A 13,431-nucleotide genomic window follows, 5' to 3' on the forward strand; every position below is an offset into this window, starting at 1 on the left:
TCACGACGAGGTCGCGTGCCGGCGGCGACTGCGGTACACCGCTGCCAGGAGCAGGAGTACGACGGCCAGGGCGCCCGCGGTCCACGCCCAGGGGTGACTGGAGAAGCGGTAGGGCGGGGCGGGCGAGGCGTCGAGCGGGATGACGGCGATGTCGTTGGCCGGGGTCCGGTCGAACGGGTTGTACGTGCGGATCGTGCCCTTCGCGCCCGGGACCTGCCGGTCGATGCGGATGTGGAAGCCGATCGCGGTCGTGCCCCCTTCGTGCCGCGCATCGTAGAAGCCGTCGTAGCCGATCTCGCAGACGAACGCCCCGCCGGGCTTGTCCGGTCGCTTGCAGGCCCACTTCCCGTCGTCCCCCTCGAAGACGTACGGGATCGAGGTGACCGTGGTGCCCTCCGGCGGGACCACCTCGAAACGGCCCTGCTCCTCGTCGCCCGACACCCGGCCGGGGCCGAGGTCCTCCAGCCCGAGCAACACCTTCACGGTGTCGCCGACCCGGCCCCGGACGGTCGCGGTGACCGGGCGGTAGTCGACCTGCACGGTGGTGGTGATCCCGAGCCTGCCGTGACTGTCGTCGAAGTCCTGGGCCGCCGTGCGGACCAGGGTGAGCGGGGCGCCGGTGCCTCGCACGGTGTGGCCGGCGGGGCGGGCCGGGGGCGACGACCAGGTGTAGGTCACTTCGCCGGTCAGCGTCTTGGGTGCGGTGACCGTGGAGACCAGCGGAGCGCTGGCGCGGTAGGCGGCGCCCGCCGCGGCCTTGGTGGGGAACGTGCACCAGGCGGAGGTGGGCGCGGGCCCCGCGTAGTAGCAGTTGCTGTGCAGGGCGGTCAGCGTCAGCCCCTCCGACACGTTGACCTGGAGGGCGACCCCCTGCTTCGTGGGGAAGCGGGTGTTGTTGGCCAGCCGTGCGATCACGTTCGCGGACTTCCCCGGCGCCAGCCCGCTCACGCCCTTCTCCTGCCCGGGCGCGGTCAGCGTCGGACCGCCGACGGTCATCCGGGTGGTGCCGGTGATGGTGGGCGCGTTGTCGGCGGTCGCCGTGTACGTCACCGTCCCGCTGTCGCCCGGCTCGACGCCGTCCACCCCGAGGATGGAGAGGGGCGCGTAGCTCTCGCCGTCGCCGTTCTGCAGGTTGCCGTACTCGCACGTGTAGACCGGGCCCTCGGCCTTGCACATCTCCTTGTCACCGAGCCGGGCGACGCCCGCCAGACCCGACGCGTCCACCACGACCCGGACGTTGCGTGCCGGTTCGCCGCCCTTGCTCGACTCGACGAAGACGGGGACGACGAAGCCGTCGTTCGACGCCTCGGCCCCCTGGTCGGCGTTGTACATGACGTAGGTCTCCGCGGTCTCGAACCGCATCACGACCTGCTTCGAGCCGTCGGCGGCGGCAGGTGCCACCGCCGGGCCGAACAGTGCCATGGCGAGCAGCGCGGTGGCGAACAGTGCCGCGATACTCGTCGCCGGCGCGGCCGGACGCCTGAGGATCCGTATCGGTAAGGACATGCGCGCACTATGCCAGCGGCGGTCCAGACCTCTACAGCCAGCCCTGCTGCCGAGCCTCCCGCATCGCCTCCATACGGTTGCGGGTACCCGTCTTGCCGATCGCGGAGGACAGGTAGTTGCGGACCGTGGACTCCGACAGGTGCAGCTTGTCGGCGATGTCGGCGACGGTCGCGCCGTCCACGGAGGCCTTCAGGACGTCGCACTCGCGGGCGGTGAGCGGGTTCGGGCCGGCACTGAGCGCGGCCGTGGCCAGTGCCGGGTCCACGACCGTCTCGCCGGCCAGCACCCGGCGGATCGCCGCCGCCAGCTCCTCCACCGGGCCGTCCTTGACCAGGAACCCCGAGGCCCCGGCCTCCATGGCCCGGCGTAGATAGCCGGGCCGGCCGAACGTGGTCAGGATCAGCACCCGGCAGCCCGGCGCCTGGTCGCGCAGCTCGGCGGCCGCGTCCAGGCCGCTGATGCCGGGGAGCTCGATGTCGAGGAGCGCGACGTCCGGCCGGTGGAGAAGGGCCGCGTCCACGATCGCGTCCCCGGTGCCCACCTGCGCGACGACCTCGATGTCGGCCTCCAGGCCCAGCAGCAGGGCCAGCGCCCCGCGCATCATGCCCTGGTCCTCGGCGAGCAGCACTCTGATGGACTTGGTGGGGCGGTGGTCGCGGGGCATCTCGTTCACGGGCCAACCCGGCATCTCGGTCACGGGCCCAGGTTAGGGCCGCCGGCCACGGACGGCACGGTGTCCGCGGGCCGCACGGCGGGGGGCCGTATGCCTTCGGTGCCGGTGCCGGTGCCGGCGCTGGTGGCTGTGCCGGTGCTGGTGGCTGTGCCGATGTCGGCGTCGGTGGCGGTCCTGGCGTCGGTCCTGTCGACGGTGCCAGTGCCGGAGCCAGCGCCGGAGTCGGTGCCGGAGTCGGTGCCCGCTCGCGACAGCGGGAGTTCCACCGGCAGTTCTGCCGTTACCGTGAAGCCGCCGTGTGGTCCCGGCCCCGCCGTCAGGGTGCCGCCCGCCGCCGCCAGGCGCTCGCGCAGGCCGGTGAGTCCGGTGCCGCCGCCCGGCGCGCAGCGACTGTCGCCGCCCGCTGCGGTGCCGCCGCTGTGGCCACAGTCACCGCTGCTGCCACAGTTGCTGCCGCCTTCGCCTTCGCCTCCGCTGCCGCCGTCGTCCGTCACCGTCAGTCGGACCCGCTCCGGGGTGCCCGACACCGTGATCCCGCAGTGGCTCGCGTCGCTGTGCCGGACGACGTTGGTGACCGCCTCGCGCACCACCCAGCCCAGCAGGGCCGAGGTCTTCGGATCAGGCGGCGGTCCCGACCGGCTCACCGACGGTTCGACGCCCGCCGCCGTCAGCGCCGAGCGGGCCCGGTCCAGCTCGCCGGCGAGGCTGCCCTCGCGGTAGCCGGTGACCGCCTCGCGGATCTCGGTCAGCGCCTGACGGCCCACCGCCTCGATGTCGATGACCTGGGAGAGGGCCGCGTCCATGTCGCGCGGCGCCAGCCGCCGGGCCGCCTCCGACTTCACCACGATCACCGAGAGAGTGTGGCCGAGCAGGTCGTGCAGATCGCGGGAGAAGCGCAGCCGCTCCTCCTCCACCGCCCGGCGGGCGAGTTCCTCACGGGCGGCGCGCAGCTCCCGTACGGCTTCGGAGAGGGAGAGGATCGCGGCCGTCACCATCGTCGATATCCAGGTGGCGTAGGCGATGGTGAGGCCGCCCCAGCCGTCGCGGACGCAGGCGACCGCGCCCGCCAGGACGGCGACGGCGGTACCGATGGTCCGTAGCTCGGAGCCGCGCAGTACCGCGCCCGTCGCGAGGCCGAACAGCGGCAGGAAGAGCAGCCAGCTGCCGCCGTAGCCGAGGGCGAGTCCGCAGGTCACGAGGCCCAGCAGCACCAGCGCCACCCGCGTGGAGGTCGCCTCGCGGGCCTCCTTCACGAAGGCGCGGAACGCGATGTGGATGTAGAGCGAGTTGAACGTCAGCAGGCCCAGGCCGCCGATCCACGGGTTCGCCTCGCCCTGGAAGAGGTTGGAGCACGCGCCCATCCCCATCAGCAGCCACGGCAACAGGGAGAAGCCGTTGGCCGGCGGACCCGGGTCCTCGGGAACCTGCCCGGCCCGGCGGGCGTCGCGGTGCTCGGCCTTGAAGCGCTCCTTGTCCGCGCCCCGGTGCCGCAGGTGCTCCCGTGCCGCGCCGAACGTCGAGCGCCAGGCGTCCCGGCGGCAGGCCGCTGCGTGGCGTCGGTCCTCGAACGACCTGGTCATATGTCCGTCCCCCGGTTCTGCGTGTCCACCATCCGCGCTCGGCGGTGTGCCTGTCTTCGACGCTACGGTTCCGGGCCCGCTCGCGGCAGTGCCGGATGTACGCAGTCGGGCAGTACAAATGTCATCGGCAACCGTTTCTGACATGCCGTCAGGTGTCTTCACAACTTCCGGGGCCTGGGCTATACAGGGGGTCGCCGCACTGGAACGCGTTCTAGATCCGTTTGGGTCGAGCGGGTTCCGCGGCCGCGTGACGGCCTCGGTGCGGCCGATCGGTGCGGACGGCCGTGCCGAGGTCTCTGAACGATGCGATCGACCCGATCGATCCGAGCGATCAGGAGCTCCATGCCCATCGACGCAGCCAAGGCGCTCGCCGCCGAACCCCGGACCGGCGAGATCACCTGGGATCGCCGGGACGTCCAGCTGTACCACCTCGGCATCGGCGCGGGCGTCCCGGCCACCGACCCCGACGAACTGCGCTACACGCTGGAGTCCCGGCTCCACGTCCTGCCGAGCTTCGCCACCGTCGCGGGCTCCGGCTCGCCCGGCGTGATCAGCGGACTGTCCATGCCCGGCGTCGACGTCGACCTCGCCCGCGTCCTGCACGGCGGCCAGCGCCTGGAGATCCACCGTCCTCTCCCGGTGGCGGGCCGGGCGACCGCCACCGGACGCATCGCCGCCGTCTACGACAAGGGCAAGGCCGCCGTCCTCGTCATGCGCACCGAGGTCGCCGACGAGGACGGGCCGCTGTGGACCAACGACGCCCAGATCTTCGTCAAGGGAGAAGGCGGCTGGGGCGGCGACCGGGGCCCCTCCGCCCGGCTCGAGCCGCCCGCCGGTGAGCCCGACAAGGTGGTCGAGCGGACCGTCCGCGAGGACCAGGCCCTGCTCTACAGGCTCTCCGGCGACTACAACCCGCTGCACGCCGACCCGGAGTTCGCGAAACTCGCCGGGTACGACCGGCCCATCCTGCACGGCCTGTGCACCTACGGCATCACGCTCAAGGCGGTCGTCGACACACTGCTCGACGGCGACGTGAGCCGGGTGCGCGTCTACGCCACGCGGTTCGCCGGGGTGGTGTTCCCGGGAGAGACCCTGCGCATCCGCATGTGGCGCGCGGAAGGCACCGTCCGGGTGGCGGTGAGCGCCGTACAACGGGCCGACGCACCCGTCCTCGCCGACACACTCGTCGAACACTCCTGAACCACCGGAAGCACCCGCCTGAACCACCGCCTGCCACCCGCACCACCTACCACCCGCACCACCTCCAGCAGCGGCTGAGTTCAACGCAACTGATTCACCGCACCTGTGTTCACCGCACCTGAATCCACCGCAGCTGAATTCACCTCCAGAACCGCCCAGCATCCGAGGGGACCCGAGGGGAGCCGCACCATGCGCGCAGCCGTACTGCACGAGATCGGCCAGGACAAGCTGGAGGTCCTCGACGACGTCGAGGCGGTGGGCTTCGGCCCCGGACGGGTCAGGATCCGGGTACGGGCCACGGGCCTGTGCCACTCGGACCTGTCCGCGATGGGCGGGGTGCTCCCGCAGCCCGCGCCCTTCGTGCCCGGTCACGAGGGAGCGGGCGAGGTCCTGGAGGTGGGGGAGGGCGTCACCCGGGTGAAGCCCGGTGACCGCGTCGTCGTCTGCTGGCTGCCGGCCTGCGGGGCGTGTCCCGCGTGCAAGCGCGGCCAGACCGAACTGTGCCTGGCCGGGTTCATGAACGCGGGCACCCCCAACTTCCGCCGCCCGGGCGGAGACGTCTTCGGCTTCGCCGGCACCGGGACCTTCGCCGAGGAGGTCGTGGTCGACGCGGGCTGCGCGGTCCCGATCCCCGACGACGTCCCCTTCGACATCGCCGCGCTCATCGGCTGCGGAGTGACCACGGGCCTGGGCGCCGCCCTCAACACGGCGGACTTGGAAGCCGGTTCGTCGGTCGCCGTCATCGGCTGCGGAGGCGTCGGCATCTCCGCGATCCAGGGCGCGCGGCTCAAGGGCGCCGCCGAGATAGTCGCCGTCGACCCGGTCGCCTCGCGCCGGGAGGCCGCCCTCGCGTTCGGCGCCACGAAGGCCGTATCACCGGACGAGCTGCCCGGCGCGAAGCAACTGGTCACCGGCGGCGAGGGGTTCGACTACGTCTTCGAGGTCGTCGGCCGCTCCGCCACCGCCCGCACCGCGTACGACAACACCCGGCGCGGCGGGACCCTCGTCGTCGTCGGCGCGGGCGCCCTGGACGACTTCCTCCAGCTCAACATGTTCGAGCTGTTCTTCGACGAGAAGCGGATCCTGCCCTCGATGTACGGCGGCGGGGACGTCCTGCGCTCCTACGAGCGCACGATCGCCCTGTGGCGGGCCGGCCGGATCGACCTGTCCGGCCTGATCACCCATCGCGTGGCGCTTACCGAGATCAACGAGGCGCTGGACCAGATGCGCACCGGGGCGGCGCTCCGTACGTGCATAGAGATCTGAGGGGCGGCCGTCCGGATGGAACTGCCACTTGAGGGACTGGCCGCGATCGTCACCGGCGCCGGGCGCGGGCTCGGCCGGGCCGAGGCGCTGGAGCTGGCGAGGCTGGGCGCGGCCGTCGTCGTCAACGACTACGGTCAGCCCGGCCGGGACGGGTCGGGCGAGGCGTCGGTCGGCCCCGCCGAGGAGGTGGCGCGGGAGATCCGGTCGGCCGGCGGCACCGCGCTCGCCCACACCGGGGACGTCGCGGACTTCCAACAGGCCCGTGAACTGGTCGAGTTGACGATCAGCGAGTTCGGCAAGCTGGACGTGCTGGTCAACAACGCGGGCATCCTGCGCGACCGCATGGTCTTCTCGATGGCCGAGGACGAGTGGGACGCGGTCGTCCGGGTCCACCTCAAGGGACACTTCAACACGACCCGCTTCGCCGCCGCCCACTGGCGCGACCGCTCCAAGGCGGCGGGCGGCCCGGTGTACGGGCGGATCGTGAACACCTCCTCGGAGGCGTTCCTGGCGGGATCGGCCGGACAGCCCAACTACGCGGCGGCCAAAGGGGGAGTCGTCGGGCTGACGACGTCCACGGCGCTCGCGCTCGCCAAGTACGGGGTGACGGCCAACGCCATCTGCCCACGCGCCCGCACCCGGATGACGGAGGACGTCTTCGCCGGGTTCGCGCAGCCGGACGAGGGCGGCCTCGACCCGCTCGCGCCCGAGCATGTGGCCCCACTGGTCGGCTACCTGGCCTCGCCGGCCGCCGCCCGGATCAACGGACAGCTGCTCGTCGCGCACGGCGGCATGGTCGCCGTCGTCGAACGGCCGCGGGTGCGGGCGAAGTTCGACAGCAAGGAGGACGTGTTCGGCTACGCGGAGTTGGACGCCGTCCTCGGCGCGCACTTCGCGGACCGGCCCCGGGGAGAGACCTTCGCCGCGGCGGAGGTGCTGGGGCTACGGCGAGGGCAGGAGTAGGGGCAGGAGTAGGGGCAGGAGGAGGGGGAGCGGCGGGGCAGGAGCAGGGCAAGGGCAGACGTGCATGCGAAGGGGCTCCGGTCGTCCATCGACGACCGGAGCCCCTTCGGTGTACGGCGTACCGTCAGACAGTTGCCTCGGCCCTGCTGTCGGCCCAGTTGTCGACCCAGCTGTCGGCCCTGTTCTCGGCCGGCTTGCGGTGCCGGCCGTGTGGGGCCGAGTCACCGTCCTGGGACGAGACCGGGCCCCGGTGCCGGCCGTGTCCGGCCGTCTCCTGGGAGTCGGCGGACAGCGGCTGCCTGGTACTTGCGTCGTTCATCGGAAGAATTCACCCCGTCAACATGATCTTTCTTTACAGCCGGGCGATTTTATCCGGCCCACCGAGGGGCTGATCCAGGCGGCCACGCCAACCGCTGCTACTTCGTTACAAGTCGGCCGAGCGGGGCTTGCTGAAGGGGGACCGGACGGGGGGTGGTGGGCGCCGGCCTCGGCGGCTCCGCGAGTGCCGAGGCCTCCTCGGACGGCGACGGCGGCGGTGCCGACGAAGGCGGTGCGATGACCGGTGCCGTCAGCGGTGCCACCCCGCACGGCACCGCCTCCGTGGCGTACGGCAGATGGAGAACGCCGTCCGGTGTCCACAGCCCACTGCCCGCCAACCACCCGTCAGGTGCCCGGAGTTGATGCAGTCGACGATCGGCCGGACGCCATACGCCCACCCAGGTGCCGAAGGGGCCGTCGATGCGGAGCGCCACCGCGCAGGCCTCGGGGACCAGCGCCTGGCCCGGCTGGCTCGCGAAGGGGGTGAGAGCGAGGTCCGGCGGGTGCAGGGACTCCGGGAAGCGGACCGGCAGCATGCTGCCGAGGACTCCCCAGCCCAGGCGGGCCTCGCCCGGCGAGGGCGCGTCCGAGCGGATGAGCAGCAGGCCGCTGTCGGGGTCGGCGAGCAGCAGGCGGTCGTCGCTGTCGGCGGTGATCTGCAGCAGGGGCGACACCTCGCCGCCGCGCTCCAGGTCCACGACGATGGTCTTGGTGCGGCCGCCGACCTCACGGTCCAGCGCGAGCATGCGGCCCGTACGGTCCAGCCAGACGCCGCCGGAGCAGCGGCCGGGGATCTCGGCGAGGTACTCGGGGCCGAAGGTGCCGCCCGCGACCAGCCACACGGTCGTCGTGCGGCGGCCGACGGCGAGGGCGTACGCGCGTTCGCCGCAGGGAGCCGGTGGGAGCAGGTGCAGCCGGGTGCCCTCGTCCGGGCACTCGACGGCGCCCAGCGGCAGCTCGCCCGTGCCGGGGCCGGTCGGATACAGCAGCGAGAAGGCGTGCCGTCCCTCGATCGGCCGCCGGATCAGAACCCGGCCGTCGGCCATCGGCTGCACCTCCGTGCCGGGTTCCTCCGGTTGGTTGCCGGGCAGCGGCACGGCGTACGGCTCGGGGCCGTCCAGGGTCCAGCGCTCGGGAAACCAGGAGTCACCGGCTCGCGCGAGCCGCGCGGCGTAGGCGCCCCCGGCCGTGATCACGCAGTCGGCCTCCCCGGCGCGGCCGGCCGAGGTCACGCGGTCCACCTCGCTGCCACGTCCGATCGTGATCACGCGGTTGGCCTCGGTCTCGTGGGTGGCTGCGGTCGCGTGGTCAGTGTTGCTCCCACGGCCCCCCGTGACCATGAGGGCGGTCTCGCTCTCATGGCCGACCGTGATCGCGGGGTCCGTAACGGCTTCTCGGCTTCCCGTGAACCCGGGGTAGTCGGTGATCGCGTAGTCCGTCGTGATCCCGTGCCTCGCTGTGATCGCGTGGTCCGTCGTGGCCCGGGAGTCTCCCGTGATGCCACGGACCTCTGTGCTCCCACGGACCTCTGTGCTCCCACGGACCTCAGGGATGCCAGGGTCCTCCGTACTCCCAAGGTCCTCCGTACTCCCACGGTCCTCGGGGATCACGGGATCCGCCGCGATCATGTGGTCAGCCGCGACCACGCGATAGGCCGCGACCACGTGATCGGCCGTGATCGCGCCGCTCGCGTGCTGCTCCGCGTACTGCTCCGCGTACGGCGTGGGCTCGGCGGCGCCGTCCTCGGGGTCGTCCCCGTTCGCGGCGGTGGGCTCGATCGCACAGGCCGGCATCGTCATCGTTCGGTCACCTCCGGCGACGAAGCTAGTTTTCGTACGCACGGACGTGGGACCGCCGGGCGGTCTTCTTCCCTCATAAGTGTGGTGCAGAAGCGATTCGCCTGAGGGTGGTGGGTGGCGTGTGCATCGGCCTCCCGCTCACTCCCGGCCGGCGACCGCCGTGGCCGCGGCGGCATCGGCGGCACGGGTACGGGCCGGTGAGACGGCCAGGTAGCCTTTCCCCGTGCCCCGTCTGTCTGAAGTCATCGCCGCGCTGGAGAACCTGTGGCCCGCCGAGCGGGCCGAGTCCTGGGACGCGGTCGGCACGGTCGTGGGCGACCCCGAGCAGGAGGTCTCCCGGGTTCTGTTCGCCGTCGATCCCGTCCAGGAGATCGTCGAGGAAGCCGTGCGGCTCGGCGCCGGTCTGCTCGTCACCCATCATCCGCTGTATCTGCGCGGGACGACGACCGTCGCGGCCTCCACCTTCAAGGGCCGCGCCGTGCACACCCTCATCAAGAACGACATCGCCCTGCACGTCGCGCACACCAACGCCGACACCGCCGATCCCGGGGTGAGCGACGCCCTCGCCGGTGCTCTCGACCTGCGGGTCGTGCGTCCTCTCGTGCCGGATCCGAGCGACCCCGAGGGGCGTCGTGGCCTCGGGCGCGTCTGCGAGCTCGACCACCCGCTCACCGTCCGCGAGTTCGCCGCCCGCGTCGCCGAGCGGCTGCCCGCCACCGCGCAGGGCATCCGGGCGGCGGGGGACCCGGAGGCGCTCGTACGGACCGTCGCCGTCAGCGGCGGCTCCGGGGACAGCCTGTTCGACCACGTCCGCGCGTCCGGCGTCGACGCCTTCCTCACCGCGGACCTGCGCCACCACCCGGTGTCGGAGTTCATCGCGGACCGCGCCCACGGCGCCCACTCACCTCTCGCGCTGCTCGACGCGGCGCACTGGGCCACCGAATGGCCCTGGTGCGAGCTGGCCGCCACCCAGCTCGACGAGATCTCCGACCGGCGGGGGTGGGGCCTGCGGGTCCATGTCTCCCGTACGGTCACCGACCCCTGGACGGCCCACGCGGCGTCCAACGCCACCTCTAGCTCAATGGGAGCCCCCAACTGAACGCCGCGCCCGCCGACCAGATCCGACTCCTCGACGTCCAGGCCCTCGACGCCCGTCTTCAGCAGCTCGCGCACAAGCGGAGGTCCCTGCCCGAGTACGCCGAGATCGAGTCGCTGAACAAGGACCTCACGCAGCTGCGCGACCTCCTCGTCGCGGCGCAGACCGAGGAGAGCGACACCGCCCGCGAGCAGACCAAGGCCGAGCAGGACGTCGACCAGGTCCGTCAGCGCGCCGCCCGCGACCAGCAGCGGCTCGACTCCGGGGCCGTCACCTCCTCCAAGGACCTGGAGAACCTCCAGAAGGAGATCGTCTCCCTCGCCAAGCGCCAGGGTGACCTCGAGGACATCGTCCTGGAGGTCATGGAGCGCCGTGAGAGCGCGCAGGAGCGGGCCGCCGAGCTGACCGAGCGGGTCGGCTCCGTCCAGGGGAAGATCGACGACGCCGTCGCGCGCCGGGACGCGGCCCTGGAGGAGTTCGACGGCGAGTCCGCCACCGTCACCAAGGAGCGCGAGGTCATCGCGGCCACCGTGCCCGCCGATCTGCTCAAGCTGTACGAGAAGCTGCGCGAGCAGCAGGGTGGCGTCGGCGCGGCCAGGCTCTACCAGCGGACCTGCCAGGGCTGCCGCCAGGAGCTCGCCATCACCGAGCTGGCCGAGATCCGCAAGGCCCCGTCCGACACGGTCGTACGGTGCGAGAACTGCCGTCGCATCCTCGTGCGTACGTCCGAGTCCGGCCTGTAGTCGGCAATCGGTAGTCGGTAGTCGGCAGTCGGTGGTCGGTAGTCCGCCGTGGGCAGTCGGTAGTCGGCAGCCGGCCGTCGACGGTGGGAGTCGGTAGTCAGCAGTCGGAGTCGGAGTCGGTAAGGGGCGTACGTCGTGCGGGAGTTCATCGTCGAGGCCGACGGCGGGTCGCGGGGCAACCCGGGGCCCGCGGGCTACGGCAGCGTGGTGATCGACGCGGCGACGGGGGAGACGCTCGTCGAGCGCGCCGAGTACATCGGCGTCGCCACCAACAACGTGGCCGAGTACCGGGGGCTGGTGGCCGGCCTCCACGCCGCCCGCGAACTCGACCCGTCGGCCACCGTACGGGTGCGCATGGACTCCAAGCTGGTCGTCGAGCAGATGTCGGGCCGCTGGAAGATCAAGCACCCCGACATGAAGCCGCTGGCCGCCGAGGCGGCCCGGATCCTCCCGCCCGGGCAGGTCACCTACGAGTGGATGCCGCGCGAGCGGAACAAGCACGCCGACCGTCTGGCGAACGAGGCGATGGACGCGGGCAAGCGGGGTGAGCAGTGGGACGCCGGTGCGTCGCGGGCCGAGCTCGACGCCCGCGTCCCCGTGTCCCCGGCCGCACCCGAGCCCTCCGGCCCGCCTGGCGACGCCATGGCAGGCGCGGCAAAGGCCCGCGAGGCCCTGGCCCGGTCCCGCCCGACCACCGACCCGACCACCGACCCGACCACCGACATGACCGCGGACACTGCCCAGGAGAAGGCCCCGACCGCGGTCGCCGCGCAGGAGAAGGCGACGAAGACCGACGCCGATCTCCGCGCCGCCCGCACGGTCGCCACCCCGGCTGCGGATACGGCTCCGGCTGCGGATGCGGCGTCAACCTCTCCCGTGTCTCCCGTCTCTCCCGCAGCCTCCGCCGCCGTCACGCCCGCGGCCACCCCCTCCGTCGGCTGGGGGGCGGCGCCCGATCTCGGGGCGCCCGCCACCTTCGTGCTGTTGCGGCACGGCGAGACGCCGCTCACTCCGCAGAAGCGGTTCTCCGGCAGCGGCGGCACCGACCCCTCCCTCTCGGACGTCGGCCGGGAGCAGGCCGAGCGGGTCGCCGCCGCTCTCGCCCGGCGCGGGACCATCCAGCACATCCTCGCCTCCCCGCTCGCCCGCACCCGCGAGACGGCCGCGGCCGTGGCCGCCCGCCTCGGCCTCGAGGTCACGGTCGAGGACGGACTGGCCGAGACCGACTTCGGCGCCTGGGAGGGGCTGACCTTCGGCGAGGTCCGCGAGCGGCACCCCGACGATCTGAACGCCTGGCTGGCCGACCCGGAGGCCGAGCCGACCGGCGGCGGCGAGAGTTTCGCGACGACCGCCACCCGGATCGCGGCCACCCGGGACAGGCTGGTCGCGGCATACGCGGGCCGCACGGTCCTGCTGGTCACCCACGTGACCCCGATCAAGACGTTCGTACGGCTCGCCCTGGGCGCCCCGCCCGAGTCGCTGTTCCGCATGGAGCTGTCGGCGGCCTCGCTGTCGGCGGTGGCCTACTTCGCGGACGGCAACGCCAGCGTCCGCCTGTTCAACGACACGTCCCACCTGCGGTCCTGAGCCGCGAGGCGGTCCGCGCGAGCTCCTCGATCCGCTGCCAGTCCCGCGCCGCGACCGCGTCCGCCGGGACCATCCAACTCCCGCCCACACAGCCGACGTTGGGCAGGGAGAGGTACTCCGGCGCGTTGTCCGGGCCGATCCCGCCGGTAGGGCAGAAGCGGGCCTGGGGGAGCGGTCCGGCCAGGGACCTGAGGTAGGCCGTGCCGCCCGCGGCCTGTGCCGGGAAGAACTTCATCTCCCGCACCCCGCGTTCCAGCAGCGCCACGACCTCCGACGTGGTCGACACCCCGGGCAGGAAGGGCATCCCGGACGCCCGCATCGCCGTCAGCAGGGCGTCCGTCCAGCCGGGACTCACCAGGAACCGCGCCCCGGCCTCCCCGCACGCCGTCACCTGCTCCGGCGTGATCACGGTCCCGGCCCCGACGACCGCCTCCGGGACCGACCCGGAGATCTCCCGGATCGCGTCGAGCGCGGCCGGCGTCCGCAGGGTCACCTCGATCGCGGGCAGCCCGCCCGCCACCAGCGCCCGCGCCAGCGGGACGGCTTCGGCGGCGTCCTCGACGACCAGCACGGGCACGACCGGGGCCAGATCCAGTACCGAGGCAGCCGAAAAGGAGGGCAGGGGTGAGGTCATGCGCCTCATCCTGCCCCCGGCTTGCAGCATGCGCAAAGGGCATTGCGCATGCTGCAACGACGCTGA

12 protein-coding genes are annotated in these 13,431 nt (G+C 72.6%); 6 read left to right on the forward strand and 6 right to left on the reverse strand.

Annotated elements, in window-relative coordinates; genetic code table 11:
- From ACFWBD_RS25255 to ACFWBD_RS25265, 3 genes are read right to left on the reverse strand one after another with little or no spacing between them, the layout of a single operon-like run.
- Nucleotides 1–1,506, reverse strand: a complete 1,506-nt coding sequence (locus ACFWBD_RS25255; protein ID WP_385670892.1) for a hypothetical protein — start codon at nucleotides 1,504–1,506, stop codon at nucleotides 1–3.
- A gap of 31 nt (nucleotides 1,507–1,537) precedes the next feature.
- Nucleotides 1,538–2,170, reverse strand: coding sequence for a response regulator (locus tag ACFWBD_RS25260; RefSeq protein WP_385671036.1), 633 nt, complete (start codon nucleotides 2,168–2,170; stop codon nucleotides 1,538–1,540).
- 29 nt (nucleotides 2,171–2,199) lie between these two features.
- A complete protein-coding gene (locus tag ACFWBD_RS25265; protein WP_385670895.1) occupies nucleotides 2,200–3,759 on the reverse strand; it encodes a sensor histidine kinase in 1,560 nt (519 codons plus the stop codon).
- A 342-nt stretch (nucleotides 3,760–4,101) separates the two neighbouring features.
- On the opposite strand from ACFWBD_RS25265, the gene ACFWBD_RS25270 reads away from it, so the two are divergent.
- From ACFWBD_RS25270 to ACFWBD_RS25280, 3 genes are all read left to right on the forward strand, one after another.
- Entirely contained in the window at nucleotides 4,102–4,959 is an 858-nt protein-coding gene (locus ACFWBD_RS25270; protein ID WP_385670898.1) for a MaoC/PaaZ C-terminal domain-containing protein, read from the forward strand.
- A gap of 189 nt (nucleotides 4,960–5,148) precedes the next feature.
- Nucleotides 5,149–6,225, forward strand: a complete 1,077-nt coding sequence (locus tag ACFWBD_RS25275) for a Zn-dependent alcohol dehydrogenase (protein ID WP_385670901.1) — start codon at nucleotides 5,149–5,151, stop codon at nucleotides 6,223–6,225.
- A gap of 15 nt (nucleotides 6,226–6,240) precedes the next feature.
- Nucleotides 6,241–7,188, forward strand: coding sequence for a 3-oxoacyl-ACP reductase (locus ACFWBD_RS25280; protein WP_385670903.1), 948 nt, complete (start codon nucleotides 6,241–6,243; stop codon nucleotides 7,186–7,188).
- Nucleotides 7,189–7,312: 124 nt separating this feature from the next.
- On the opposite strand, the gene ACFWBD_RS25285 is transcribed toward ACFWBD_RS25280, so the two are convergent.
- Nucleotides 7,313–7,507, reverse strand: coding sequence for a hypothetical protein (locus ACFWBD_RS25285; protein WP_385670906.1), 195 nt, complete (start codon nucleotides 7,505–7,507; stop codon nucleotides 7,313–7,315).
- A 97-nt stretch (nucleotides 7,508–7,604) separates the two neighbouring features.
- On the reverse strand, nucleotides 7,605–8,846 hold the full coding sequence (locus ACFWBD_RS25290) for a hypothetical protein (RefSeq protein WP_385671039.1): 1,242 nt from the start codon (nucleotides 8,844–8,846) through the stop codon (nucleotides 7,605–7,607).
- A 682-nt stretch (nucleotides 8,847–9,528) separates the two neighbouring features.
- Here ACFWBD_RS25290 and ACFWBD_RS25295 point away from each other — a divergent pair.
- The 3 genes from ACFWBD_RS25295 (at nucleotide 9,529) to ACFWBD_RS25305 (ending at nucleotide 12,731) form a co-directional block, all read left to right on the forward strand.
- Nucleotides 9,529–10,404, forward strand: coding sequence for a Nif3-like dinuclear metal center hexameric protein (locus tag ACFWBD_RS25295; RefSeq protein ID WP_385670909.1), 876 nt, complete (start codon nucleotides 9,529–9,531; stop codon nucleotides 10,402–10,404).
- Nucleotides 10,401–11,144 carry a C4-type zinc ribbon domain-containing protein gene (locus ACFWBD_RS25300; protein ID WP_351754388.1) on the forward strand — a complete coding sequence of 248 codons (744 nt, stop codon included), beginning with the start codon at nucleotides 10,401–10,403 and terminating at the stop codon, nucleotides 11,142–11,144. Before ACFWBD_RS25295 ends, ACFWBD_RS25300 begins: the two co-directional genes overlap by 4 nt.
- A gap of 135 nt (nucleotides 11,145–11,279) precedes the next feature.
- A complete protein-coding gene (locus tag ACFWBD_RS25305) occupies nucleotides 11,280–12,731 on the forward strand; it encodes a bifunctional RNase H/acid phosphatase (RefSeq protein ID WP_385670912.1) in 1,452 nt (483 codons plus the stop codon).
- Here the strand turns inward: ACFWBD_RS25305 and eda are convergent.
- Nucleotides 12,703–13,365 (reverse strand): bifunctional 4-hydroxy-2-oxoglutarate aldolase/2-dehydro-3-deoxy-phosphogluconate aldolase, encoded by a 663-nt coding sequence (gene eda / locus ACFWBD_RS25310; RefSeq protein ID WP_385670915.1) that lies wholly within the window; start codon nucleotides 13,363–13,365, stop codon nucleotides 12,703–12,705. The two genes, ACFWBD_RS25305 and eda, sit on opposite strands and share 29 nt — an antisense overlap.
- Between the last annotated feature and the right edge of the window lie 66 nt (nucleotides 13,366–13,431).

Source organism: Streptomyces sp. NPDC060002 (assembly GCF_042737245.1).
In the GTDB taxonomy this organism is placed as follows: domain Bacteria; phylum Actinomycetota; class Actinomycetes; order Streptomycetales; family Streptomycetaceae; genus Streptomyces.

Coding starts and splice junctions, on each gene's coding strand:
- ACFWBD_RS25255 (WP_385670892.1), bottom strand. CDS start 1,506: ATGTCCTTACCGATACGGATCCTCAGGCGTCCGGCCGCGCCGGCGACG.
- ACFWBD_RS25260 (WP_385671036.1), bottom strand. CDS start 2,170: ATGCCCCGCGACCACCGCCCCACCAAGTCCATCAGAGTGCTGCTCGCC.
- ACFWBD_RS25265 (WP_385670895.1), bottom strand. CDS start 3,759: ATGACCAGGTCGTTCGAGGACCGACGCCACGCAGCGGCCTGCCGCCGG.
- ACFWBD_RS25270 (WP_385670898.1), top strand. CDS start 4,102: ATGCCCATCGACGCAGCCAAGGCGCTCGCCGCCGAACCCCGGACCGGC.
- ACFWBD_RS25275 (WP_385670901.1), top strand. CDS start 5,149: ATGCGCGCAGCCGTACTGCACGAGATCGGCCAGGACAAGCTGGAGGTC.
- ACFWBD_RS25280 (WP_385670903.1), top strand. CDS start 6,241: ATGGAACTGCCACTTGAGGGACTGGCCGCGATCGTCACCGGCGCCGGG.
- ACFWBD_RS25285 (WP_385670906.1), bottom strand. CDS start 7,507: ATGAACGACGCAAGTACCAGGCAGCCGCTGTCCGCCGACTCCCAGGAG.
- ACFWBD_RS25290 (WP_385671039.1), bottom strand. CDS start 8,846: ATGGTCACGGGGGGCCGTGGGAGCAACACTGACCACGCGACCGCAGCC.
- eda (WP_385670915.1), bottom strand. CDS start 13,365: ATGACCTCACCCCTGCCCTCCTTTTCGGCTGCCTCGGTACTGGATCTG.